General features: G+C 31.5%; 24 protein-coding genes. 6 read left to right on the top strand and 18 right to left on the bottom strand.

What is annotated here, in order from left to right:
• Positions 1-181: 181 nt before the first annotated feature.
• The 4 genes from WN975_RS06095 to WN975_RS06080 all read left to right on the top strand — a co-directional run bounded on the left by WN975_RS06095 (position 182) and on the right by WN975_RS06080 (position 3,351).
• Positions 182-1,390, top strand: coding sequence for a PQQ-binding-like beta-propeller repeat protein (locus tag WN975_RS06095; protein WP_337965719.1), 1,209 nt, complete (start codon positions 182-184; stop codon positions 1,388-1,390).
• Positions 1,391-1,453: 63 nt separating this feature from the next.
• On the top strand, positions 1,454-1,855 hold the full coding sequence (locus WN975_RS06090; protein WP_337965718.1) for a DUF5958 family protein: 402 nt from the start codon (positions 1,454-1,456) through the stop codon (positions 1,853-1,855).
• A 71-nt stretch (positions 1,856-1,926) separates the two neighbouring features.
• A complete protein-coding gene (locus WN975_RS06085) occupies positions 1,927-2,793 on the top strand; it encodes a chromate resistance protein (protein WP_337965717.1) in 867 nt (288 codons plus the stop codon).
• A 60-nt stretch (positions 2,794-2,853) separates the two neighbouring features.
• A complete protein-coding gene (locus WN975_RS06080) occupies positions 2,854-3,351 on the top strand; it encodes a hypothetical protein (RefSeq protein WP_337965716.1) in 498 nt (165 codons plus the stop codon).
• A 74-nt stretch (positions 3,352-3,425) separates the two neighbouring features.
• Here WN975_RS06080 and WN975_RS06075 read toward each other — a convergent pair whose 3' ends face one another.
• Positions 3,426-3,848 (bottom strand): hypothetical protein, encoded by a 423-nt coding sequence (locus WN975_RS06075; RefSeq protein WP_337965715.1) that lies wholly within the window; start codon positions 3,846-3,848, stop codon positions 3,426-3,428.
• Positions 3,849-3,868: 20 nt separating this feature from the next.
• Complete coding sequence (locus tag WN975_RS06070; protein ID WP_337965714.1) at positions 3,869-4,657, bottom strand: TlpA disulfide reductase family protein; 789 nt, start codon at positions 4,655-4,657, stop codon at positions 3,869-3,871.
• 330 nt (positions 4,658-4,987) lie between these two features.
• Here WN975_RS06070 and lepB point away from each other — a divergent pair, with 330 nt between their 5' ends.
• Positions 4,988-6,595, top strand: coding sequence for a signal peptidase I (gene lepB, locus WN975_RS06065; RefSeq protein WP_337965713.1), 1,608 nt, complete (start codon positions 4,988-4,990; stop codon positions 6,593-6,595).
• 27 nt (positions 6,596-6,622) lie between these two features.
• Here the strand turns inward: lepB and WN975_RS06060 are convergent, their stop codons facing one another.
• From WN975_RS06060 to WN975_RS06000, 13 genes are all read right to left on the bottom strand, one after another.
• Positions 6,623-7,657, bottom strand: coding sequence for a hypothetical protein (locus WN975_RS06060; protein WP_337965712.1), 1,035 nt, complete (start codon positions 7,655-7,657; stop codon positions 6,623-6,625).
• A gap of 3 nt (positions 7,658-7,660) precedes the next feature.
• On the bottom strand, positions 7,661-9,097 hold the full coding sequence (locus WN975_RS06055; protein WP_337965711.1) for an MBOAT family O-acyltransferase: 1,437 nt from the start codon (positions 9,095-9,097) through the stop codon (positions 7,661-7,663).
• A gap of 199 nt (positions 9,098-9,296) precedes the next feature.
• The gene (locus WN975_RS06050; RefSeq protein ID WP_337965710.1) at positions 9,297-9,953 is read right to left on the bottom strand and encodes a hypothetical protein; all 657 of its coding nucleotides are present in this window, start codon (positions 9,951-9,953) and stop codon (positions 9,297-9,299) included.
• Positions 9,954-10,000: 47 nt separating this feature from the next.
• The gene (locus WN975_RS06045) at positions 10,001-11,587 is read right to left on the bottom strand and encodes a serine hydrolase (RefSeq protein WP_337965709.1); all 1,587 of its coding nucleotides are present in this window, start codon (positions 11,585-11,587) and stop codon (positions 10,001-10,003) included.
• A gap of 471 nt (positions 11,588-12,058) precedes the next feature.
• Positions 12,059-13,228, bottom strand: a complete 1,170-nt coding sequence (locus WN975_RS06040) for an NAD(P)/FAD-dependent oxidoreductase (RefSeq protein WP_337965708.1) — start codon at positions 13,226-13,228, stop codon at positions 12,059-12,061.
• A 32-nt stretch (positions 13,229-13,260) separates the two neighbouring features.
• Positions 13,261-14,019: an AraC family transcriptional regulator gene (locus WN975_RS06035; RefSeq protein WP_337965707.1), complete on the bottom strand. Its 759-nt coding sequence runs from the start codon at positions 14,017-14,019 to the stop codon at positions 13,261-13,263.
• Between the two features lie 90 nt (positions 14,020-14,109).
• Complete coding sequence (locus WN975_RS06030; protein WP_337965706.1) at positions 14,110-15,294, bottom strand: FAD-dependent monooxygenase; 1,185 nt, start codon at positions 15,292-15,294, stop codon at positions 14,110-14,112.
• 79 nt (positions 15,295-15,373) lie between these two features.
• Complete coding sequence (locus WN975_RS06025; RefSeq protein WP_337965705.1) at positions 15,374-16,234, bottom strand: helix-turn-helix transcriptional regulator; 861 nt, start codon at positions 16,232-16,234, stop codon at positions 15,374-15,376.
• A gap of 250 nt (positions 16,235-16,484) precedes the next feature.
• Positions 16,485-17,558, bottom strand: a complete 1,074-nt coding sequence (locus WN975_RS06020) for a hypothetical protein (RefSeq protein WP_337965704.1) — start codon at positions 17,556-17,558, stop codon at positions 16,485-16,487.
• A gap of 175 nt (positions 17,559-17,733) precedes the next feature.
• Positions 17,734-18,111 (bottom strand): DoxX family protein, encoded by a 378-nt coding sequence (locus tag WN975_RS06015; protein ID WP_337965703.1) that lies wholly within the window; start codon positions 18,109-18,111, stop codon positions 17,734-17,736.
• Positions 18,112-18,137: 26 nt separating this feature from the next.
• The gene (locus WN975_RS06010; protein ID WP_337965702.1) at positions 18,138-18,605 is read right to left on the bottom strand and encodes an SRPBCC domain-containing protein; all 468 of its coding nucleotides are present in this window, start codon (positions 18,603-18,605) and stop codon (positions 18,138-18,140) included.
• A 5-nt stretch (positions 18,606-18,610) separates the two neighbouring features.
• Positions 18,611-18,934 carry a metalloregulator ArsR/SmtB family transcription factor gene (locus WN975_RS06005; protein WP_099712465.1) on the bottom strand — a complete coding sequence of 108 codons (324 nt, stop codon included), beginning with the start codon at positions 18,932-18,934 and terminating at the stop codon, positions 18,611-18,613.
• A gap of 570 nt (positions 18,935-19,504) precedes the next feature.
• On the bottom strand, positions 19,505-20,218 hold the full coding sequence (locus WN975_RS06000; RefSeq protein WP_337965701.1) for a S24 family peptidase: 714 nt from the start codon (positions 20,216-20,218) through the stop codon (positions 19,505-19,507).
• A gap of 86 nt (positions 20,219-20,304) precedes the next feature.
• Here WN975_RS06000 and WN975_RS05995 point away from each other — a divergent pair, with 86 nt between their 5' ends.
• Complete coding sequence (locus WN975_RS05995) at positions 20,305-20,499, top strand: hypothetical protein (RefSeq protein WP_099712463.1); 195 nt, start codon at positions 20,305-20,307, stop codon at positions 20,497-20,499.
• Between the two features lie 197 nt (positions 20,500-20,696).
• Here WN975_RS05995 and WN975_RS05990 read toward each other — a convergent pair whose 3' ends face one another.
• The 3 genes from WN975_RS05990 to WN975_RS05980 all read right to left on the bottom strand — a co-directional run bounded on the left by WN975_RS05990 (position 20,697) and on the right by WN975_RS05980 (position 24,291).
• Positions 20,697-22,283, bottom strand: coding sequence for an ABC-F family ATP-binding cassette domain-containing protein (locus WN975_RS05990; protein WP_337965700.1), 1,587 nt, complete (start codon positions 22,281-22,283; stop codon positions 20,697-20,699).
• 382 nt (positions 22,284-22,665) lie between these two features.
• Positions 22,666-23,034, bottom strand: coding sequence for a hypothetical protein (locus tag WN975_RS05985; protein WP_337965699.1), 369 nt, complete (start codon positions 23,032-23,034; stop codon positions 22,666-22,668).
• Between the two features lie 324 nt (positions 23,035-23,358).
• On the bottom strand, positions 23,359-24,291 hold the full coding sequence (locus WN975_RS05980) for a transglutaminase (RefSeq protein WP_337965698.1): 933 nt from the start codon (positions 24,289-24,291) through the stop codon (positions 23,359-23,361).
• Positions 24,292-24,303: the final 12 nt, after the last annotated feature.

Genomic DNA, 24,303 nt, shown 5'->3' with positions numbered 1-24,303 from the left:
AATCAAACAAATACAATACTTGATACTGTTTAAGACCAAGGAGATTCAAAAAAACAAATGAAGTATAATATCATCTAAAATGCTAAAATGATTTTTCACTACATTTGGCATAGATATTATTTTATTTGGCAAGCTTATTGTCAAACAAAAGAGATCAAATCATGAACCCCAAATTTTGCAAATGAAAAAAAATCTAATAACTCTTTTACTTGTATTTACAGTCGTAAATACTTTTGGGCAAGCGCCAAGCACTTCAAAAATTGGCAAAAACAGTTATTCAAACAATAAAGAATTAACCGTTAATGATATCGTTACTAATAAAGCAATAAAACCTGTTACAAAAGTTCCATTAGACGAAGCTTTGGTTTTAATTTACGATTACGATGGTTCTCTTTTTGCATTTGATTTAGAATCTGAGACAATCGCCTGGACCGTAAAAGCTACAGATAATCACACCGAAATGTGTGCAAATCAAATAACATTATTAGATGGAGTAGTGTACGTTCCGTTTATTAATGGTGAAATTTTTGCAATTGATAATCAAACCGGAGCCATTTTTTGGAAAACAAGATTAGGAAATATTACTGATCAAATTATACTAAAAGATCAAATTCCTGTAATTCATGACGGAAAACTGTTTATTACAACTCAAAGTCCAAATAATAATATTTATGCGCTTGATCTAAAAGATGGTAGTTTAATATGGAACTATAAATTAGATTCTACAAACAATGATATTTCGGTTCTCTATTTTGACAATAAAGTTTTTACTCAAAGCGGAACTCAATTCTATAGTTTTGAAGCAAATACAGGAAAACTTATTTACCAAAAAAGCTTTGAAGAACCTATACACGGAAAACCTGTAACTGATGGTGAAAATGTATTTATTGCAAATGAAAAAGATATAGTTTATGCTTTAAGTCCAAATAAACCGGATATTTTATGGCAATTTAAATTAGATGAAAATCAATCTAATATTAAAGATCGTATCGTTTGCAAAGACAAAAAAATATATTTTGCAGCGCAAGGAACAACTGTTTCTTCTCTATATGCGTTAGATTCTAAAACAGGAACTCAGCTTTGGAAAACGGATTTTAAAGACGACAATATCGAATACATTCTTGAGGAAAGTGATAATATATTTGGATATACGCATAAAGCAAAACTTTTTCAAATTGACATTACGAATGGCGAAATAGCATTTGAGGCAAAATTAACCACAAAACCTATTTCAAATCTTGAGTTTGCAAATGATGATTCCTTATTTTATTATTCTGATGCAGCTTTAATTCAGTTTGAATTTAAAACAAAAGACGAAAACGAAGTTTATCTCCGAACTTCTATTAAAGACAATGCTTATAGCGCATTTGTAAAGAAAATTAGACAATAAAAAAGAAAAGCCATTTCCGATATAGAAGTGGCTTTTTTATATAAAATTTTACGTTTTTATTAAATGGATATAATCGAAAAACAAATAAATTTAATAGCTCAAAACAGAATAGAATTTAATGAGGGAGTAGCGTTAATCTTAAACAATTCAGACTTCGATTTTAAGAAAACATTCAATACTCTAATTTTTTTCATTTTTAATTCTATTCCAGAAAAGGCCACTTATAGCACTCCTTCTTATCAGAAAGCGATTTCTAGTACTCCACTAAAACAAACTTTTACTCCGATAGTTTTACTTACTAAATTCCCAACTAAAATTGCCTTCCAGAAATTAAGGGAATTACCCGAAAATGAATATGAAAAAATAATTATTTCGCTTCTATGGATTTTTAAAATCACAGATACAGAACGTCGCGAAACGGAATGTAAAAACGGATGTGGACATGATTGGCATGAGAATATTTAAATTTTTGAAGATTAAATTTATAAATAAAAATAAAGTAGATTTGAGAAGCAAAACACCTTTAATCTTTTAAAATGAAGTGGATTACCCGAGAACGACCAAAAATAGATCGAATTGCATGTCCTTGGTTAATTAAAAAATTTGTTGACCAGGAAGCAGAATTTATTTATGTGCCTTTTAGTCTTGTTTTGGACAAAGCCAAAGAATTAAATGCAATTCCGTTTGATATTCCAGATGTTGAGTTTACGCATTATAATGATCAAAGTACATTTGATTACATCGTTAAAAAGTATGAAATCAATGATCCTGCAATTCTAATTATTGCCGGAATTGTTCGCGGCGCAGATACAGATCGCCACGATATCGCCAAAGAATCGGCGGGACTTTGGGCAATTTCTGCGGGACTTTCTTATAATATAATTGACGATTATAAATTACTGGAAAGCGGAATGATTCTGTATGATGCCTTATATAGTTGGGCAACGCATCTTTATAAACAAAATCATTTGCAAAATAGTCCTTTTGAGAATTTGCTTCATGAAGTTTATAATAAATTCCTGAAAGACAAAAAATCTGCAGCCAAAACACCAACTTGGGTCAAAGATTTAAAAGAAATAATTCAAGACCAAATCGATGCGCAATTTGCATTCGATTTAAAGAAAATTTCCAACGAATTAGATTTAAATCCTTCATATTTATCAAGAGAATTTTCGAAACATTTTGAAGATCTGAATTTTGGCGAATACGTTAGAAAACTCCGAATTGAAAAAGCAATCAATCTTATTTCAACTTCTACTCATTCTTTAACCGAAATAGCGTACATGACAGGATTTTCAGATCAAAGTCATTTTACTCGAATTTTTAAAGCGCATACAGGGAAAAATCCGTCTTCTTATCGAAAAAAAACTCAAAAAAGTAATCCAGATACAAAAGGTAAATAAGGTTCTATTTTAAATGCGCCTTGACTTTTAGCTTTGTTTTTATAACTAAGACTAAAAACCATGTATTTAAAATTAACTTTCCTTATTACCGTATTATTTTCGAGTTTAAATGTTTCTTCGCAAACTACATATCCTAAAATCACGGGTTATTTCGGGATTATGCATCCAATTGTAACTTTCAGCGAAGACGAAACGACTTTAAATTTCAGAGATTATTATGCCGTAGGATTTCCGACTGGAATTAATATCTGGAAAAACGAAAAAATTGGATTTTCACTTGAATTTGTTCCCAATATAAAAGACGATAACGGAACAAGCAAAGTAACCAATTTGTTGTTTCATCCCGGAGTTTTGGTTGCATTAGGAAAAGGGTACACTTTTGCCGGAAGACTTGCTTTTGAAACTAGCGGAAGATATGGATTCACGCCTGTATTCAATAAAACAATCATCAAAAGCACCAATTGCAGTTATTATGTCGCGGTTCCGTTGCCAGTTCGTTTTGGCAATGATCATCCCGGCACTTTTACGGTTGGTTTTCAATTTGGAATTGCCTTCTAGAATAAAGAAAACCTCCAAATTAAGTACGCTAGATTTGGAGGTTTTTTGTTATTTACAAAGAAAATTAAGCATTCTTACTTGTTTTCAAACGCATCAGGAATATTTTCATTCAAATAGCTTGAAAGCTTTTCAAAATCTTTAGAATTCCTTTTAGACAACCTTAGTTTAGTCCCTTCATTCATTTTTAAAGCTATTACTAAAGATGTATTAACTTCTCCCAAATTATATTGAGTTTCAGTCCAGCTTGAAACAGCTTTTAAGCTATATTGTTTCTGTTTTGAGAATATTTGACGAGTAATCAAGACATCATCTACAAGATTAAAATATAAAATTCTGTTTGCGTTTACGCCGTACATTATTACACTAAATACAGGAATTATAAGATATCCTATTTTTTGCGATAATTCCTTATATCTATCTTTAAATAAATAAAACAGCAAACCCATCAATAACGCATATAAGATAACCTCTAACTTCTTCTTTGTTGTGTCTTTCATTAAAATCAATTTCCAATTTTTTATTTAGCCAGCAATTTTTCTATTTCTGCTGCCATGTTTTCTATATTATTCGGCGTATTTCCCATTGAAACAAATTTTATAACGCCTTCTTTGTCAATTATAAAACTTTTAGGAATTGAACCAGTTGCAAACTCATTCCATACTTTTGAATTTGGATCAAGTCCAAAGTTAAAATCAATTCCGTCCTTTCTTAATTTTTGCACTTTTTTCGAAACTACAGCTTCTTTTTCTCCAATTGAGATTGCCAGAAACACAAAATCTTTGTCTTTATTTGGCTTAATAATTTTCTCTGGAATATCATAAAACTCCATTAAACAAGGCGCACACCAAGTTGCCCAAAAGTTTACAAGAACAACTTTACCCTTTAAATCAGATAATTTAACTTCTTTACCGTCTATTAATTTTAATGTAAAATCTTTTGCTTTATCTTCTACATTCAAAATAAATTCGCTTTTCACTTCAGCTTTCTTTTTGGATTCTATTGCCTGAACTTTGGCTTTTTTATCATTCTCCAATTTTTCCTGCTCTGTGTAAATCTCAATTTGCATGATAAATTCTCGGTCTCCGATTTTATCCCCATACTTTTTCGCTAATTCGTCTCTTTCTTTTTCAGAAACTCCTTTGCTCATAGATTTGATATAACCTTCGGCGCCGTATTTTTCGACTTGCTCTTGTGTAGAAATCTCGTTGTTAACCAATATTACATATTCTGGTTTTTTAACAACACTGTTTTGTCCGTAAAAGGACTGCGACGCTATTACAAGCGCTAAAAGAAGTAATTTTTTCATTTTTTGATTGATTGAAGTGATTGATTGATGATTTTAGCTCATTTAATAATCGGAATAACATGTTTCTAATTGACTTTGATTTAGCCGATTTCGAATCCTAAAATTAAATTTACTAAGAGCGAATATAAGAAAATTTTTATTCTAAATAATTCAAAACACACATTGTTATAATAAATGTTTTTTAACAAAGACTAAAGATCTTATGAATGAGAATTAAAATATTTTGAATCATTCTGTAACATATTAGTTAAAATCATACATATAGATGACAATATAATTAGATTGATTTAAATAATTCAAATTTTAGAAATAACTAATAAAACTCAACCTATGAATGTATCAGAATGGCTCGTTTTTATTTTAATCATGCAATTTATTCATGGTTTATCGACTTGGAAACTTTACTCAAAAGCAGGTAGAAAACCTCTGGAAGCATTTATTCCAATTTATAATTTGGTTGTTTTAATGAAAATTATAAATCGGCCTCGTTGGTGGTTTTTTCTACTTTTTATTCCAATTATCAATCTTATCGTAATTCCTGTAGTTTGGATAGAAACCATTAGAAGTTTCGGAAAAAATTCCACTTTTGATACTGCAGCAGTTTTGCTAACATTTGGCTTTTATATTACTTTTTTGAATTACACTTCTAAAGATCTCACTTACATTGAAAATAGAGATCTAACGCCAAGAACAAAAACCGGCGATACAATAAGTTCTCTTTTATTTGCGATTATTGTTGCAACATTGGTTCATACTTATGTGATTCAGCCTTTTACGATTCCGTCTTCCTCATTAGAAAAGACATTATTGATTGGCGATTATTTGTTTGTCAGTAAAATTAATTTTGGAGCAAGAACTCCCATGACTACCGTTGCATTGCCTATGGTTCATGATACAATTCCTTTTATCGGATTAAAATCTTATATGTTTAATGATGATGTTACTAAAAAGGAAACATCGATATTAAACAAGTTACAATTGCCATATTTTAGATTTCCGGCGATAGAAACAATCCAACGAAACGAAATTGTTGTATTCAATCAACCAGCTGATACGCTTCGTGATATGGATAATTTTAAACCGGATCGAAATTATTACAAACCAATTGATAAAAAAACAAATCTAGTAAAAAGATGTGTCGGAATTCCTGGCGATACTCTGGAAATCAAGAATGGAGATATTTACATTAACGGAAAATTAAGCATATTACCTCAAAGCGCTAAACCTCAATTTAATTATATAGTTGATACCAAAGGAGTTCCTATAAATCAGGATGTACTGGTAAATTATTATGGCGCTAAAGATGGCATGAAATATGAAAACGGAGATTTTGCTCAAACCCGTAACGGAGAATATTTTCTAACTTTAACGGATAACGAAGCAAAGAAACTTGCAAATAATTCGGTTGTAAAAAGCGTTAAGAAATATTTGTCACCAAAAGGACAAAATGAAGACGTATTTCCGCACGTCGCTTCTTTAGGTTGGAATGTTGACAATTTTGGTCCAATTTATATTCCAAAAAAGGGCGCAACTGTCAAATTAGATTTAAAAACTCTTCCGTTTTACAAGCGAATTATACAGGAATATGAAAAAAATACTTTAAAAATAATTGGAAACGAAATTATAATCAATGGAAAAGTAAGCAACAGTTATACTTTCAAACAAGATTATTATTGGATGATGGGAGATAACCGTCAAAATTCTCTAGATGCACGATTCTGGGGATATGTTCCTTTTGATCACGTATTGGGCAAACCGGTATTTATTTGGTTTAGCTGGAACAAGGAGGGAAGCGGCTTGAACAAAATAAGATGGAATCGTATTTTCTCTGTCGTAAACGGAAACAGCGAACCTAAATCGTATTTAATTCACTTTTTAGTATTGGTTTTTCTTTATATAATAGGAAAGAGAATACTAAAGAAAAAAGCCAAAGAATAATCGTTTCATAAAAAAAGCTCCATTAAATTATGGAGCTTTTTTTATACTGTTTTTTATTTCGTTTGCGATTAATTTTGATGAAACCGGTGACCAATGCGTGTCATCAAAAAAGTAAATATCCTTTTCAGTTTTCATTTTTTCAGACAATATTTCTTTGGAATCTATGTAGATATAATCTTTCTTTAATTTCTTAAAGTTATCAAAGAATAAAGGCTTTGTAAAATTCTTTTTATCAAGGATATAATCATAATACAGATCGTATTTGTCCGGCGATGGCAACACGATTAGTTTTACATTTTTTTGTTGGAGTTTTTCCGATATCGTATTTAAAATATCGTTTAGATTTTTGGAATTTTCTACCAAATTATTCTTTTCGACTTTCGCAAGATCCTGGAAATAAAATAACAGTTTATCCGAATTATTACTAAACAAAGACTTCGTATTAAGCTGAACATTATAAACGACTTCATTTGAAATATAATTATTCTTCAAGAAAAACTTAGCCGATGATAAAGGGAATTTTAGCGTTGCGCGAGAGAAAAAACCATATTTAAAAACTTCTTCTTTTGCTTTATGATTAGCAACCAAAGTATCAATATCATTCGTTGTTAACGTACAATTAGGATCGATTTCTTCGCTATTATCGATAATATATCGTTCCACATTTTGAAGTACGACATACTTAATTTTGTATTTGTCAAAAAAGTCGCCTTTTACCAAATTCATTAACGTCTGAATTTGATTGTGCGAAATAAATCTGTCAACATGCAGAACCGTAAAATCATTCGCAAGTTCATTTTTATATCCAATAACATTTTGTTCAGAGAAAGAATCTCCAATGGTAAGAATTTCAAATTTTCTATTTGAGGACTTTGACAATAACTCAAATTTTTTAGCCTTATCAAAATCAAAAACTTCTCTGTAACTCTTATAAATATTTGGTATATAACCAAGTCGCAATAAATCAGGGCTTTCTGCCGTAGAATAAAACAAATATGTAAAGCTATATAAAGCCAGAAAAGGCAGCGTAAATAGTAACGTTTTGAAGATAAATTTTCTCATAGCTTAAAATTGGAAATAAATAAATTGTGATTCTTTACCTCCAAACCAAAATATCGCGATAATAATGGCATAATACATTGCGTATCTAAAACCTCGATTCCATTTTAAACCAAGACGAGCAATTGCATATTCTCTTTCTCTGCCAAACCATTCGATAAGTATAAAAATGAATAGCAAAACAAACAAAAATGATGGTCTTACAGTAGGAATTAAGAATAAGGATTTTGAAAATATTTGAGAAATATATTCTACTGCGCGACTTAAATTTTCGGATCTAAAGAAAATCCAGGCAAAAACGGTTAAACTAAATGTAATTCCGATAGAAAATAAGTCTTTCAAACTTGGCAAATATTTTCCTTTTGCAACAATTTCGAGGTTATTTCTATTCGAATTTAATATTATCGAAGGCATAATATATAGCGCATTTAGGAATCCCCAAACGACAAAAGTCCAATTTGCGCCATGCCATAATCCGCTGACAATAAAAATGATGAAAACATTTCGAACTTTCATCAGCATACTTCCTTTGCTTCCGCCAAGCGGAATATACAAGTAATCTCTAAACCACGTAGAAAGCGAAATGTGCCAACGTCGCCAAAACTCGGCAATATCTCTTGAAAAATATGGAAAAGCAAAGTTTCTTAATAATTCGATTCCAAACAAACGCGCCGTTCCCAAAGCTATATCAGAATAACCGGAGAAATCACCATAAATTTGAAACGTAAAGAAAATAGCGCCTAAAACATGATCACTTCCAGAATATGCTTCAGAACCATTAAAAATCTGATTTGCATATTCCGCACATTGATCTGCGATGACAATTTTCTTGAATAATCCCCATAAAATCTGTCTTAAACCATCTACAGCATTTGCGTAGTCAAAAGTTCTCTTTTTCTGAATTTGTGGCAAAAGATGCGTCGCACGTTCAATTGGACCCGCAACTAATAGTGGAAAAAAACTCACAAAAAGAGAATAATCGATAAAGTTCTTTTCTGCTTTTATTCGATTTTTATAAATGTCGATTACATAAGATAAACCGTGAAAGGTGTAGAATGAAATACCGACGGGAAGAATAATTTTTAAAGTCCAGACATCAAACTTTAATCCAATACTACTTAAAACTTCTGAAAAAGATTCGATGAAAAAGTTATAATATTTAAAAACTCCAAGAAAACCAAGATTAACAGAAATACTTAACCAGAACCAAAATTTCTTTGCTTTCTCTGTTTTTGCATCACACATTTTGATGCCGGTATAATAATCTAATAATGTCGAAAAAACGAGAAGAAATAGAAACCTCCAATCCCAACAAGCGTAAAAAAAGTAACTCGAAACAAGTAAAATTATATTCTGAAGCCTTAAATTTCCTTTTGCAATAAACCAATATAATATAAAAACAAATGGTAAAAAGAGAACAAAGTTTATGGAATTAAAAAGCATGTTTTTAGTCTATTTTTGTGGTATTTATTGTTTGTCCAGTAGTTTCATTGAGCATAATGCAAAATGTTTAGACTAACAATAAAATTGACTCCAATAGCTTCAATTCAAATTGCCTTAAGTATAAATAATACTGGTATTTTCGGCTAATATAAAAAAGTTTATCCGAAAAAAAATAAAGTTTTTATTTATGCCGAAAATTTTAATAATTATCGATTATCCATTCATGGTCAATAATATCTAAGTTTACATCGTGATAATTGATTTCTTCTTTGCTAACTTCTCTTTTATAAGGATCCAGGATTTCCCAAAGCGTTTCGTCAATGTCTGAAAGATTTGTTTTTATGATCTCTTTCAGTTGCCTTTTTAAATAAAAACTATAATGCAATCCGCTTGAAAAACCTTCAGACATTCCGTTTTCAGGAAGCGTTATTTTATAAATTTCTTCTCGAAAATTCATCAAGTCACTAAAAAGCCAACCAATATCAACCGTTCTGTGTCTGATATGATCAAGAAGATCCGGATCAGAATATAAAGCCGTTATTTGTGTAATTATTTTATCTGATAATTCATTGTTCGCGTCTTTTTCTCTGTCATGAAGAAATTCTCCTGATAAAACATATTCAAGATTCGTTAACTTATTTAGATGCTGCGCTCTGGTAAGTTTTTCAGTATTACCAGTAAATGAGTATTTTATTTGCACTAACGGATTGACATATTTTTTTGTCAACTCAAAAGCTTCTAAAAGTGTCTCGATTTGCGAAAGTCTAATTTTTGCAGGTTTAGAATTTCTTCTTTCCGGTGAAGACCACAAATAATTATAGTCTAATATTTTGTATAATAAATCTTTTGCTGTCATAGCTTGATGCCTTAAAAATACTGATCCTGAATCTATGCGAAATCTCTTTATTTCTGAACTCTTTTTAAGTCCAAATCCTGAAAGTCAAAACTAAAATCAATATTTGGAGAAATACCTTTCATTTTAATAGCTTGAGCCTTACCAGTTTCATCAAGTGAAAACATGGCAAATGCATCACAATTCATTGCTTGATATTCCCATTTTATAGCAAATGTATTAGCGTTATAAAAAGCCATTGGACCATTTAATTTAGGCGAACGATATGATTTAAACCATAATTGTTTATTCTTTTCGAAAACTTCAATTTCTCCAAACCATTTGTCTGCGTAAACACCTATAAAATCTTCATTTTTGATTTTAACTTTCTTTGAAGATGCTACTTTTTGCCAAACTTTTTTAGTAACATCGTCTCCACTAGCTTCATCCTGAGTCATCCAAGTAGCCATTTTATCTGTCCAACCAAAATCATCCAAACCTAAATAACTGTCCGAAATAGTATTTGAAACCGCCATAAAAAGTCCGGCGCCGCCGTTTTGAGTATTGGTTAAAATTACAATTCCTAAATTCTGATCCGGATACATTTTTACAATCGACAACATTCCAGGTAAACCTCCAGTGTGAGATACTTCCAGATTTCCTTTTATATCTGCTAATTCCCAACCTAGACCATAACCTCTAAAATGAGAATTATATCTTGGATTTTGATCTGCTTCTTCAACAGTATGAATGCGCCACATTTCGTTATGATTTTTCTCAGAGAATAATGTAGTTTTCAAATCAGGCCCATATTGTCCTTTATTCATAGAAACCGTCATCCATTTTGCCATATCTGCAACATTCGAAATTATTCCTCCTGCAGCGCTATTCATTTGAACTCCAAAACTTTCTATTGTTTTTATAGTTCCGGATTCAGAGGAATGTGGTACTGCCAAATTACTTTTGTCTTTGATTAAACTACTTGCAGCAAAACTATTATTCATTTGCAAAGGTTCAATAATTCGCTTTTGCACAAATGCTTCATAACTCATTCCGCTTGTTCTCGCAATCAATTCGCCTGCAACAACATAAAGTAAATTATCGTAATCAAATTGTGTTCTAAAAGCAGAAACCGGTTTAAAATATTGAAAACCATTCAATACATCTTTAATCGTAAAATTTGAACCGTCAGGAAAAAACATCAAATCACCAACGCCCAAACCAAGTCCGCTGCGATGCGTTAACAAATCCTGAATATTGAAATTCTCTGTAACATAATCGTTATACATTTTAAACTCAGGAATATGATCTTTTACTTTATCCGTCCATTTCAATTTTCCTTCGTCTTCAAGAATAGAAAGTGCCGCAGTTGTAAATGCTTTACTATTTGATGCAATTTGAAAATTTGTGTTCTCGTTTACCGCTTTTTTAGTTTCAATAGAAGCAACGCCGTATCCTTTTTGGTGAATTATTTTTCCATCTTTGACAATTGCTATCGAAGCACCGGCAACTTTAAATTTTGCCAAAGCATCTTCCATCAATAAATCAATTTTTTGCGATGATAATTGTGCGAAAGTTGGAGTAGAAGCAAGGCAAATAAAAAGTAATGACGTTAAAATAGTTGTTCCTTTTCTGGAGTAGAGATTGTTTTTGAACATTGTGGCTTTTTGGGTTATTAGTTAATTTTTGGATAGAAATAAAACAATCTCGATAATTTAAAATTATAAGGATTTTTTTTATAAAATTAGTATTATTTTATTGAATATAAAAAATATATTTATGTTAAATAATTAGTTAATCAAAGATAATATTAGCGCTTATTAAACAATTACCACAACGTTTTTCAAAATTAACGACAAAAATCAATAATAAAGGAAGTAATGAAATATAAAGCAAAAAGCCTCCGAAATCTGATGACTTTGGAGGCTTTTTATTGAAAAATGGATTATCAATTCCTTAATGCTAACTAATATTAACACATAGAAACATAGCTTTTGAGCACTTAAAAGTAGGCGTTTCACTTTTTTTTAAATTCACATAACTTATGTGTTAGAAACTAGTTTCTTTCAATCTTCTTTTAAATAAAGAAAAAACTATGTTTCTATGTGTTAAATGATTTTAACGCTTTACTATTTTATCTCTTTTGGTTCTAATATTTTTTGATCCCAATCTTCTTTAGCTTTTCTGTTTTCTTCAAAACCTTCATCAGAATGTATTCCTTCTTCCGCCATTTGCGTTTGTTCTTGCGCTTCGCTGGCATAAGCAATCATTTTTCGTTCGTAATCTTTTACGGCAGAAAGCAGATCAGGAAAATCTTCTTCAGTTAGGCTTTTAGCCAAATGTAAAGCGTCTAATAAACCAATATTTACGCCAATTCCTGCAAATGGAGGCATTACATGCGCAGCGTCACCAACCAACGTAATATTGCTTTGACTTTGCCAAGGTTCGTTCAAAAACATTCTGCGCATTGGCAAACCAACAAAATTATCAGTTGCATTAAACAATTCCTTGAATGTCGAATCCCAATTCACAAAAAGTTTATCCAGATAATTAAGAACCGTTTCTTTATTAGAGAAATCCATATTTTCTTTTTCAACCCAATTTTCATCAATTTTAAACGAAAGATAATAATTCAAAGCGCCATTAGATTTTACCTGACAAAAAAGCATTTTTCTTTCGGCAAGAGCCATTGTATTTTCTTCGCCACAAAGCTTTTTAAACAAAGGACAGCTTTTTTCGGGATCAAGAACTTCTCCCTGAATAATATAAGTACCAGTATATTGCGGAACAATATCTGTAACCATTTGTCTTGCTTTGCTTTTTCCGCCATTTGCAACGATTACAAAATCAGCCAAAGCAGTTTTTCCGTTCTCAAAATGCAAACGATATTGATCGTCAACTTTTTCAATTTCTGTCAATTGACTGTTCCAAACAACCGTATTTTTATCCAAACTGTCAAGCAGAATTTTTCTCAGATGATTTCTGTCAATTTCCGGACGATCAAACTTATTTTCTTCCGTAGGCAAACTTTCTTCGAGAATATTGGCTTGAATATCTAAACTGCGTTCTCCGGTTGGTCTTGCATAATGATAGTATAATTCAAGTAAACCTGCTTTTTCGAGCGCCATTTGACCGGAACCTTTATGAATATCCAAAGTTCCTCCGGAAATTCTTGATTGTGCATTTTTATCCCATTCATAAACGGTTACATCTACACCTTTTTGCTGCAAAAGTCTTGCTGTGGTTAAGCCTACAGGTCCGCCGCCTATGATTGCTACTTTTTTATCTTTTAATAACATAATTTGCTGTATTTAATATTTACAGCACAAAATTACTTGTTGTCTATAGCGGAAACTTGAATAAATCGGTCGTTTTCATTCCTGGATAATTCACGAGGATTCACACCAGATAATTTTTTAACTTCTCTGCTAAAATGAGCCTGATCAGAAAAATTAAGTTCAGGATAAAGTTCTCCTTTTTTGATTTGATCGAATGAAACCCGAAAGCGCAGAAACCCGCAATAAACTTTCAGAGAAATCCCAAAATACTTTGTGAAATAACGGTTTATTTGTCTGCTTTCCCAAAATGTTTTTTCTGAGAATTCTTTAATTGACATTTCTCCATTTGAAGTATAAATTAACTCAAAAAGATTTTGTTTTCGGCTGTCGATCGTTTTTGGAATCAATTCTTTTATAATGCGATTTGCTTTCAAACAAAAAGAATCAAAATCATCAAGATCACTTTCTTCAAAACCCAAATAATCATTTGACAATAACTGAAACTCATTTAATAGATGCGCTATAGATTGATGAAAAATATATTCAGCAGCCAAAAGTTTGAAGCTAATAAAGAACATTTTAGTATTAGCTTCAATATTTCTTTTGTCGTATAAAGTTCCAAGTCCAAGCAAATAAATCTGAAATGGTTCGTCTTTATCTTTCGAAAAAACCAAATCAAAATTAGCGTCCGGCATTACAATAACTTCTTTTTCAACTCCGGTCGAATTATTAACCATCCAAAAACACTCAACAAAATCCGTTATATATTCGTCAGGCAAGTTTTTTTTATATTGAATTTCGTCAGATGGCATTTTTAGGAGTTTATATACTTATGCTAAGATAGAATTTATCTCACTTTCAGAAGTAAATTTTGACGAAAGAATAACTTTTAAATTACAAAATCAATTTGGTAATTCATGAAACATTTCGACCATGATTTCCAAACCTTTTGGCGAGTACATAAAATCCAGAAAATCTTCGGTTACTTTCTCTTCCTTGACAAATCTTTCAAACATTTCTTTTTCATAATCAGCAATTGCTTCTTTTAGATTCAGAAATTTTCCATTGGTTAGATTTTCGCTCAATTCAAGAGCGTCAAGCATTGCTGCATTTACACCTTCACCATTTGGAGGCAGTAAATGCGCCGCGTCACCAAGCAAAGTAATATTCGATTGCGTTTCCCAATTTTGATCCGAAGGCATTCCGTATAAAGGTCTTGGAACAAAAGTTGTTTCGTTTTCCTTGAATAATTCCTGCCAAATATTTGACCAATTTTTGAATTCTTCCTTAAACCAAGTCTGAACTTGTTTGGCATTTTTAAAATCAATGCCGCTTTTTGCTGCCCAATTTTCATCCGTTTTCCATCCAATATAAAAATCTAAACTTCCGTCGCCTTTAGCGCTTAAAAACAAGGTTTTAGAATCTGCCATTGCCGATATTTTTCCGCCTTTCAATAAGGAATTAATTTGCGGAGTATTTTTTTCTGAGTTTTCAATATTTCCAACCAAATAAGTAACGCCCGAATAAACAGGCTTGATTGGCGTAACAAACGGACGAATTTTAGAATTTGCGCCATCAGCTCCAATTACAATATCGGCGTTTGCAATGTTTCCATTTTGAAAAACAATTTGCCACCCATTCTCAATATTTTCTACCGAAACAATATGACTGTCCCAAACAACCGTTTCAGGTTCAAGTGAATCTAGTAAAATATCTCTCAAAGGTCCGCGATCGATTTCTGGTCTAAACCATTCGTCACCAAAATCGCCCGTAGATTCTTTCAGATGATCGTCATGAAAAATGATTCCGTTTTGATCCACAACACGATATTTGTCGTTGTCAGGCCTGTAATTTTCTTTGAAAGCGTTCAGTAAACCGGCAGTTTCAATTGCTTTTAATCCCGATTCAAAGTGCAAATCGAGCGTCGCGCCTTGCAATCTTATATGTCGGTTTTCGTCTCTTTCGTATACTTTTACGTTTGCGCCTTTAAGCTGCAAAAGTCTTGCTAAAGTAAGTCCGCCAGGACCACCGCCAATAATTGCTATACTTTTATTTTCTATTAAATTTATTCCTTTTAATGCTTCCATTTTTGATACCTTTTATTTGTAATGCAAAGAAATGGCGCTTAAACGGAATGTAAAATATCAAAACAAAGTATGTATTGGACTATTCGTGGTTTTTATTTCTAAAAGCTAAAGGCGTTATTCCGGTAACTTTAGAAAATAATCGCGAAAAATACGGATAATCATCATAACCCAGATCGGCCGAAATCTCTTTTACAGATTTATCTGAGTGATATAACATTCGTTTTGCTTCAAGAATAATTCGTTGCTGAATGTGATATGTAACAGAAAAACCTGTTGTATTTTTTACGCATTCGTTAAGATAAGCCGTTGATATATTTAGCATTTCAGCATATTCCACAGGTTTTTTGATCGAAATATAATTGCTTTCCAAAAGTCCTTTGAAAGCCTTCGTTATCGTATCAAATCTGGAAAGTGAATCTGTGGTTTTGGTTTGTTCTAAATACTGCGAAATAACCAATCCAATTAATACATTACAACTGTCTTTAAGTATTGAATGATATAACTTTTCGTGGTTTCTTTCGGAGATATTTACACAAAGAGCTACAGTTTCCGAAATTAAAGAAAATGTTTCCTCGTTTATCAATAAAGGTTTTACGGGCGTAATATCCTCTAACAATTTCAGATATTCAGGATTCAGATTTTCGTTGTCAATTGCCCAACCGCTAAAAGTCACATTTTCGAAACCTATTAAGCGATGTATCTGATTGGGATGAATATAGAGTAGGGAAGAAGGCTGAATTTTATACGTCTGAAAATCAATTTCGATGCCCGTAGTTCCGCTTTCCTGCAAAAGAAACAAATGAAAATTATCCCGATGTGACTCTTCAAATTCCTCAAAAGAATCTAAATCCTTAACGGATATTCTTCCAATAATTGCAATTCCGGCTTCAAATTCACCAGCCGCAGGATTTACAGGAATTGATTTTGCTTTTTTAGACATTATGATTTTGCTTCTTTATACAAAGATATTTAATTATTTGATGAGAATTTTTAGGAGCAAAGCAATCCATTTTTTTGAATAGGTTCCAGCTTTAGCTGGAGTTCACATAAAATAAATCTAAAAGGCTTTAGCCAAAAATGTCGAATTTGGCTAAAGCCTTATATTGTCCATATTAATTAACTCCAGCTAAAGCTGGAGGCTATTCAAAAAAATAATGCTCAAAAATTGGCATCTTTAATCAAGAATTCTTTTAAGCCAAAATCTCCATTTTTAATTTATTCAAATAAATATAGAATAACTTATTCTTATCAAAACAATACGAAGTTCCTATATCACGATTATAAATAGAAATCCGGTCTAATGTATGAATGTTATAAACTTCAATTCTATCGTAAAAAACCAATAAAATTAAATTGGTATCAGATAAAAAAAGTTCATGCGGAGCTGAATCCTCTTTTGAATACGAAAGCGTAAACTCAATTGCATTCTCAAAATCATTTTTAGACAGTTCTCTTATTTTAATTTTTATCTCACATAAATCTATATGATTGTAATACATTATTTTATTTCCACTAGAATTAAAAATATGATTACTTCCAAATTCATCGATTCTATAAGAAAACAGGAGCACAGGTTTTTTAATATCATTAATTCTAAAAATATTAAAACTTCCTCTTGGATAATTACCGTCTTTGTCGAAAAAAACTAGCCCAAAAAGATTTTTATCAGGCGAAGTAAATATTGAATATCTGCCATCATTGAATCCAAAGTATAAAAAATCGTCTTTATCAAAAATAGTATCAAAAAAATCTGCTAAATCATGTTCGCTAAAGTCCTCTAAATCTAAAAAAACAAAATTATCGCTTACAAGATATTTCTTCAAAAAACAATATTCTTCCAGAGAATTATGGGGTTCATTTTCTAATTTTTCAAGAACTACTTTTCCTTTCAAATCAATTTTAAAATGACAAATTTGCTCAGCAGAATTGTTTAATCTGGCTTTTAAATAAATCAATTCTAAATCTTCAGATAAATAAAACTCAAAAATATGTTTAAAAGAAAACTCTTCCAATTGATCCAAATCCATGCGGTAATCAACAAAAATATTATGATTGAGTTCATGATAATAAATACTGAGCTTTTTATCGAACGTAATTATTGTTTTTAAAGAACTATTAAAATCGATAATTTCAATAAATAACTCATAAGACGGATTAACTTTAAGCAATGCCAATTTATTCGAATTCGGAATAAAATGCATTTTTAAAATATTCTCGTAAGAAACCTGAATATCTTCTGTCAAATTATAAGTTACCGATTCCATATATTATATTTTATATCTTCTTTTAGCGAAATATTTGTCAGACGAAAATAGAAATTATAAATTCAATTATCTTTATATTATTGTATATATTATTGTAGCAAACGATTTGTAAAGGCAATAAAAAAACTCCATCAAATACAATGGAGTTTTATATATATTTCAGTTTTAAACGTAATTAAGCCAAAACTGTTTTTCGATCTGCAGGTCTAAAATACCACGATATTACTGTTAAAACGATTAATAATAGTGGTCCAAAAAGTTCTTTGGCAGCATCTCCGCTTGCTACGTGAGAGAAAACAGCGCCAGACATTGCAAAGAAAAAACCTGCATAAGCCCATTCTTTCAACAACGCAAACTTTGGAATGAGAATCGCAATAACGCCCAAAAATTTCCAAACAGCCAAAAGTGTTAAAAAATACAGCGGATATCCCAAATGGGCCATCATATCACCTTGATCTTTTACTTTTATAAATTGTACAATTCCAGTTGCAGTCATTCCTAATGCAAGCCAAAGCGTTGTAACCCAATAGATAATCTTGTTTCTCTTAGTCATAATTACTTGATTTAATTAGTTGTTAGTTATTTTAATTTATTTACAGAATCCTGTAAACGATTGTGTGCCATATTAATACCCTGAGCAAACGGAAGTTTCAACATTTGATCTCTAAGTTCCGGTGATTTGTAAACGATTTGCATTGTAAGTGCGCTCGTTTGATCTGAAACTTTTGTGAATTCTAAAAACTCAAGCTGCGCCGGAAAAGGAGTATTTTCCATCTCAAAAGTTCTCGTGATTTTTTGATTTTCGATTATTTCGTGAATAACGCCATTTGCCTGAAATACAACATTTCCTTTAGCATCAGTGGTTTCAAATTGCCAACCGCCATGTTTTACATTTTCAAGTTTTAAAACTTTTGTTCCCATCCATTGTTCAACAATTTCAGCCTCTACATAAGCTTTGAAAAGTAATTCAAGAGGCAAATCAAATTCTCTCGTAATTACTAAATCCTGTTTGCCATTTTCGGCATGAATTTTAGTTTTTGGTTCCATGAATTTTATTTTTTAGGTTGATAGTTCTTCATTATGGCTTCGAGTTTATTGAACTTTTCGTCCCACATTTTTCTAAAAGGCTCTATGAAATTGTCAATTTCTTTGATCTTTTCGGGATTTAAATGGTAATAAATCTCTCTTCCGTTTTGTGTTTGATGTAATAATTCGCATTCACTTAAAATCTGAATGTGTTTTGAAATAGTTTGTCGTGACGAACTAAAATTCTCCGCTATTGTACCTGGTGTCATAGCCTGAAGCGCAACCAAACTCAAGATTGCTCTGCGAGTAGGATCTGCTATTGCTTGAAAAACGTCTCTTCTAATTTCCATTGTGCAGTTATTTGACTGCAAATATAATGCAGTTATTTGACTGCACAAATTTTTTGAAGACTTTTTTTAAGTAAAACCTTAAAATAATTTTAAAAACCCAAAATTAAATCATTGAAAAAGAGCAGAATAAAAACCTGTTAACCGCAATTTCATTAAGTTAAGCTTAAAAATAAAAACAGTTATTATAAATCAATACGAAAACCTGTGGAGCTAAAAAATTAAGGAATGAATTTAACCGCAAAGCACGCAAAGTTTTTTTGTTATAGATTACGCTCAATAAACGCAAAGTTCGCAAAGCTTTATCAATATAGCTTTGCGAACTTTGCGTTTATATAAAACCTTAGAAATAAAAAACCTTTGCGTGCTTTGCGGTTAAAATAATTAGTCAAAACAAAATATTTTATGTTTCTCCACGGTTTTTTGTATTGATCCGTTATTATCCGTGTTTTTACGAAGTAAATCTGTTTTATCCGCGTCAAAATTAAACACTGATTTTACTGATTCGCTAAAACGAAAACGCTGATAAAAACGGATTTCTATATACCCAACAGGTTAGGGCAGAAGTAATAGTTAATAAGTAGCATTTATTCTGATACTAGCTTTTATAAGCGCCAGGCCTTTTACAGCAGCAATATGGAAGTCCTTTGGCTGATGGTGTTTATTCTCGGAAACGAGCTTAATAAATTCGTCACCTTTCTCAGATTTTTGAATCCATTTTACCATTACAAATTCCTCACCTTCGTCATTAACTAAGGAAACCAGGTACATTTCGCCCCAATAAATATTCCCGATCGAAGTCGTAATTTTTTTATATATAATGATATCTCCCGATTTTAGCAGCGGATACATACTATCGCTGCTTACATAAACTGCGCCATCACATTTTGGCAAATTTGGCACCGTAATCTGATCAATTAGCTTCTCCGTACTTTCGTCTTCGAATAATGTTGAAGCGGATGCGTGAACCTCAAAAAGTGGAATATTTTGCTTTTGATATTCGTCTTCTTCTAACTGAGATTCATTTACAAAATTATTATGTTCGTTATTTATATTTTCACTATAAATTTGATTTTTGATCATTTTTTGCTTTCCTGTAAGCAACCAGACCGGATTTAAATCTAAACAATTGTCTATTATCTTATTGAAGACATCTTCTCCTAAATTTCCATTTCTTTTTAATTGGGTACCTAAATATCCATTGGACAAGTCATTCTCCTTCTCAAATCGAGCTGGCTTAATTCCTTTATAGTCAAGGTATTGATAGAGTCTTTTAATTGCTTTCATAAAATATAAGAAAATATTTACTAAACCTTGCTGTTTTATAGACTATTGTTTATATATTTGTTCCCACAACAGGAACAGACAAGGCAATGGACAAAGAAACGAAAAAGAAAAACATTTACAACACAGAAATCCTTAATCGTATCAAAGAAAAATACGGTTTATCAAAAAGATTTATCACAATGAGCCTTTCCGGTGATCGCAAAAGTGAAATGACAGACACTGTAAGAAAGGATTACAAAAAGATGGAAATTGCTATTGCAACACTTCTAAAAACGCTTTAAAAAAATATAATAATCTCAATATTTCAGAATATACTAAGGTAATACTATCAAAATAACTTATTTCTTTGATTTAGAGGATTTCAACCACTAATCGCTAAATCGAAAGCCTCCTTAACCTTGGATTTTGGAGGCTATTTTTTTTATTCTAAAGTTTAAATTTTCTGTTTCATTTATGACAGAATATCTATTACGTTAATTTATAATGCTATAAAATTCTCAATATTAATTTGTTCCAAAAAATGGGAATCGTGCGAAACCACAATTAGCGAACCTTGATATTCATTAATTGCTTTGGTCAGGATTTCAATATTCTGAATATCCAAATTGTTTGTTGGTTCGTCTAAAATAATAAGATCTGGAGATTGTTTGTTTATGGTAAGACAACAAAGCATTAATCGCATTTTTTCTCCTCCGCTTAAAGCGAAACAAGGTTTATCCCAATCTTCTCTGGAAAACAAGAAGCGATTAAGACGCATTTTGATTTCATGTTCTTCCAATCCGGATGTGTTGAAATATTGCGCCTGGTCATAAACTTTAAACTGATTTTGAATTAAAGAATAATCCTGATCGATATAAATTGATTTGTTTTCGGCTCTGAAAACTGTTCCTATTTGCGGATCGAGTACTCCCAATATTATTTTTATCAAAGTCGTTTTGCCAGAACCATTCGCACCTTTCAACGCAATTCTATTTCCGCTTATGATTTCGATATTTAGATTTTCTTTCCAAAGAAGTTGTTCTTTATATCTAAAATTAATATCATCAGCCTTAAAAAGTACTTTTCCTTTGTGTAAGGCTGAATTATCAAAACCTATTTTCATTTGATCAACATCTGGTATCGAAGAGCGCAACTCTCGTAATTCCTGTGAAATACCATCGATTTTTTCTGCATGAACTCCTTTTAGTTTCGAACTGCTATTTTCGGCATTATTGCGCAGCGTATTCATCATGATTCTTGCAACCCCGGATTTCTCTTGTTTCTTTTTACCTCGAGCGTCTAGTTTTTGCTGCCTTTCTGATGTTTCCCTTTCTTTTTCGCGGGCTTTTCGCAGTGCTTTTTCTTTAGAATGCAAATCCTGATTTAGAGCATTTATTTCGATTTGCTTTTGCTCAGCATAAAAATCATAATTCCCGCCATAAACAGCAACGCCATGTTTGCTTAATTCATAAGTTGTATTGAGTTTGTTTAGCAAACTTCTGTCGTGACTCACAATTAATAAAGTACTCGATGTAGATTCTATAAAATCATACAATAATTCTCTTGCAGCAGTATCGAGATGATTGCTGGGTTCATCCATTAAAACCAGCTCTGGCTGATGAATTAAAATACCGGCAAGAAAGATTTTTGTCTTTTGTCCGCCACTTAAAGTATTCATTTTTGCCATTAGATCTAAATATTCTAGATTCCAATATTTTAAAGCATTATTACAACGCTCTTCAATTGTCCAGTCATCGTTTAGAATGTTTAGATTTTCTTCGGTAACATTGCCGTCGATTATCTCTTTAAATGCTTTAAGTTTATCGGCAATACGCAATGCTTCGGCAATTGTAAGTTCGTTATATTGCCCAAAAATCTGCGGAATATTATAAGGTTCAGAACTCAATCTCAACTCTCCGTTTAAAGGTTCTGATTCGCCTGCAATAATCCTTAGCAAAGTCGATTTCCCCGAACCGTTATTACCAATTAATGCAATTTTTTCGTGATTGTTTACAGTAAAACTGATGTTGTCAAATAACAATTCCTTGTTATTGTGTTTATATGAAATGTTTTGTAGAATAAGCATAATTTCTTTCTCTAAAGATGAATAAATTGAGCCACCACAAATTGCGGTTTACTCTCTAAATTGCCTGAAAGAAATTATTTTTCACATAAATTAATGCTTTAGTTATAAGCTTTGCAAAGATATAATTTTATGCGAAAGCTTGCAAAGAGTGATAAAAAGTTTTTTTTGCCACGAATTTTCTCGAATTTTTATTTTTAAACTGCTTAAAAAATTAGCCACAGATTTAGGCAGATTTAAACAGATCTTTTTTAAATATTTATTGTCAAAAAATTAATTCGTGGCAAACTCTTTTTATATATAAAACAAAAAACCATATTGCTTTTGGGTACAATATGGTTTGTTGGTTAAATATTTTGAGTTCATAAATAATGAACTTTTATGGTTATATTTTGCTAAGCGTGAGCTTCATTTCTTTACTGTCCAATACCAGTGTTTCATCTGTTATTGTACTTTCACAAGGATATGGAGTTCCTGTTTCATCTTTAATTACTAAACTTTTTCCTCCTTTTGTCAAAGCATAAGTACCATTATTGATTTCGCTCTGCAAATATCCAGTTACATGCCCGTCTTTTGTGAAGGTTAATGTTCCCTGAGTTAGAATTACATTTTTTAATGAATCAGAGAGAGGCAATTTAGGTTCAACAGCGGTAACTTTCCAAGAGTTCACCAATTCATTTCTACTCTTATGACATGAAATCATTAATACTGCCACCATTGCAATTCCGAAGATAAATAATTTAGATTTTTTCATGATTTTGTGATTAAAGTTAAACTACAGAAAATTACAAAATTTTTTCTAATTAAAAATCTAAAAATCAAATATTTATAAAGAAACCAGGATTGAATATGGAATTTTAAATCAAAATGACGTTTTTTATAAACATATAGAAAAGAGAACATTAGCGTAATTCTATTTATAGCCACCAATAAACGTAGAGGCGCACAGCAGTGCGTCTACGCAAAGATTGAACGCACGAAAAAAATACATTGGAAAATAGAACAGACAGATTAGACGCACTACTGTGCGCCTCTACAGAAAAACCTTTGTCCCTTTGTTTCTCAGAACCTTTGCACCTTAATTTAAAGTAAGAGCTCCCAAAATTTCTTCGTACAAAAATGGTCCTCCGGGATATGTCGCTGTATAATCAAGATTCATCCAAACCTGACCGCGATCATCAACGTGATAATGTATTTTTTTACCGTAACTTTCTTTAACAAAAAGCACGTTTTTAATCAAATAGTTGACTTTCTCTAAATCGATTAAAGAGCCAATTAATATTTCTGGATAAATATGCCCTTTGGTATGAATTAATCTTGGAGTTCCGCCAATAGAACGTACTGCAGCAGCCATTAAAATAGAATGATCGTCACAATCTCCGGAGAAATATTCTAATGATTCGCTTGCTGTTGCAATATAATCGCCTTCTTTTGGGTCGTTGACATAATTCCAACGGCTATTAATCTCTTTAAAGACCGCAAAACACTGAATAATGGTTCTGTAGTCAGAATATCCTTTTATGCCTTTAAAATGCTTTGTAGTTGCCATAATAGCAAAATTCCGAACCTTTGGATTCTGATATTCTATGGCGTTTATGATTTTTGATTTATTTGGAAACGGAAGCAACTTTGCCACAATAATATCCTGCGGAAAAGGATTGTCTGACATTGTATAAATCATCGAATTATAATCTTCGGAAATCTCACTGAATCCATAATTCCCGATAACGGTTCCATAAACTAAAATCAACAAATAAACGGCGATACACAATATTATAATCGTTCGCAACAGCATTAAAAGAAAGAAAACTGCAGCAAAAACAAATATAAAAATGAATACACGATCTAAGTTAAAAGCCCAATTTAAATCAATTAAATTCTGGTGTAAAATGATAAAAATTGGGATTGTGATCAAAAGACTCAATATCATAATAATAACCCTATCCCAAGGTGATTTCACCTGTAACTTGGATTTTAATTGCGGAAAGTCAATTTTAGGGAATTTTATCATAAGAATCAAAAG

It is taken from the genome of uncultured Flavobacterium sp., from assembly GCF_951805225.1.
Taxonomy (GTDB): domain Bacteria; phylum Bacteroidota; class Bacteroidia; order Flavobacteriales; family Flavobacteriaceae; genus Flavobacterium.
This window is presented reverse-complemented; position numbering and strand designations above follow the sequence as displayed.